At 71.0% G+C, this 1,388-nt stretch carries 1 protein-coding gene; it reads left to right on the top strand.

Annotated elements, in window-relative coordinates; genetic code table 11:
• Positions 1 to 1,261 (top strand): AMP-binding protein (locus G3N99_RS40045; RefSeq protein ID WP_206125173.1); only part of this gene is annotated, 1,261 nt, incomplete at its 5' end.
• Positions 1,262 to 1,388: the final 127 nt, after the last annotated feature.

The raw sequence follows: 1,388 nt of genomic DNA, 5'->3' as shown, positions 1-1,388 counted from the left end.
GTTCATGACCGGCGCGCAGCGGTTGAAGCGCCTGCCGGCGCTGGCCGCGCTCGTCGGCGCCCGCGCGATGCTGATCGAGGAACTGGCCGACGCAATCAATGCGCCGGGCACCGACACACCGGCACCGGCCCTCACCGGCCGCCCTGTGGACGACGATCCGGCCGCGCTGCTCTACACGTCCGGCTCGACCGGCAAGCCGAAAGGTGTGGTCGTGTCGCACCGTAACCTGGTTTCGGGCGCGTTCAGCGTCGCCGCGTATCTGGGGCTGGCCAGTGACGACGTCGTGCTCGGCGTGCTGCCGCTCAGCTTCGACGCGGGCATGAGCCAGCTCACGACCGCGCTGGCCTCCGGCGCGTGCTATGCACCGCTCGACTTCCTGCAGCCGGCCGAAGTGCCGCGCCATTGCGACGCGTTCGGCGTGACGTCGATCACCGGCGTGCCGCCGCTGTGGATGCAACTCGCATCCGCCGGCTGGAGCGACACCGCGCGCACGCGAATTCGCCGCTTCGCGAACACCGGCGGCCATCTCGCAACGCCACTGCTGCACCGCCTGCAGGCGCTGTTCACGAACGCCGCGCCGTACCTGATGTACGGATTGACCGAGGCGTTCCGCTCGACCTACCTGGCGCCGGCCGACGCCGCACTGCGCCCGACGTCGATCGGCAAGGCCGTGCCGAACGCCGAAATCCTCGTGCTGCGCGCGGACGGCAGCGAATGCGCGGCCGACGAGCCCGGCGAACTCGTGCATCGCGGCGCGTTCGTCACGCTCGGCTACTGGAACCGGCCCGAGCTGACTGCGCAGCGCTTTCGCCCGCTGCCGCGCCGGCACGGCGAGATCCCGCGCCCCGACGTCGCCGTGTGGTCCGGCGACATCGTGCGCCGCGACGCGGACGGCTACCTGTATTTCGTCGCGCGCGGCGACGACATGATCAAGACGTCCGGCTATCGCGTCAGCCCGACCGAAGTCGAGGACGTGCTGTTCGCGCTGCCCCACATCCGCGAGGCCGCCGTGTTCGGCGTGCCGCATGCATCGCTCGGCGAAGCGATTGCAGCGTGCGTCGTATCGACGCTCGACGCCGACGCCTGCCGCGCCGACATCGCACGCGCCTGCCGCGATGCATTGCCGACCTACATGAGCCCGCTCGTCGTCGAGCCGCTGCCGGCGTTGCCGCGCAACCCGAACGGCAAGATCGACCGCCCCGTGCTGAAAAACCAGTATCGCGACGCGTTCGCGCGCACGAACGAGGAGACCGCCGCATGACCCTGTCGACGCTCGATGAAACCTGCCTCGGCGCGCGCCGCGTCGCCGAGCCCGGCACGCTGGCCCTGTCGGGCGGCGTCGTGGTGCTGCCGCCCGCCGTGGTGTTCAGCGCGATCCAGGCGCAGGA

The sequence above is a fragment of the Burkholderia sp. Ac-20392 genome, assembly GCF_017104585.1.
GTDB classification, from domain to species: Bacteria; Pseudomonadota; Gammaproteobacteria; order Burkholderiales; family Burkholderiaceae; genus Burkholderia; species Burkholderia lata.
The sequence above is the reverse complement of the archived record's forward strand: the minus strand, read 5'-3'. Positions and strand labels throughout refer to the sequence as shown.